Consider the following 495-nt stretch of genomic DNA (forward strand, 5'->3'; position numbering starts at 1 on the left):
ATTGCCAGCGATGACGTCAGCACATCCAACATCTTCCTCGCCTGAAAAACCGCCTTCGCTGGCAAGCCAGCTCCTACAAGGTGATCACCACCAGACACAAATCCCGGCAACACCCAATGATCCTGTAGGAGCTGGCTTGCCAGCGATGACGCCGGCACATCCAACATCTCCCTCGCCTGACACACCGTTTTCGCTGGCAAGCCAGCTCCTACAAGGTGATCACCTCCAGACACAAATCCCGGCAACACCCAATAAACCTGTAGAAGCTGGCTTGCCAGCGATGACGCCGGCACATCCAACATCTTCCTCGCCTGAAAAACCGCCTTCGCTGGCAAGCCAGCTCCTACAAGGTGATCACCACCAGACACAAATCCCGGGAACACCCAATAAACCTGTAGGAGCTGGATTGCCAGCGATGACGCCAGCACACCCAACATCTCCCTCGCCTGACAAACCGCCTTCGCTGGCAAGCCAGCTCCTACAAGGTGATCAGCA

1 protein-coding gene is annotated in these 495 nt (G+C 56.4%); it reads right to left on the minus strand.

Features of this window, described 5'->3' with window-relative positions; translation table 11 throughout:
- The coding region (locus NPS56_RS31000) for a hypothetical protein (protein WP_274078175.1) at positions 1-437 on the minus strand (437 nt) is incomplete at its 3' end.
- Between the last annotated feature and the right edge of the window lie 58 nt (positions 438-495).

The organism is Pseudomonas putida, assembly GCF_028682635.1.
GTDB lineage: Bacteria > Pseudomonadota > Gammaproteobacteria > Pseudomonadales > Pseudomonadaceae > Aquipseudomonas > Aquipseudomonas putida_AE.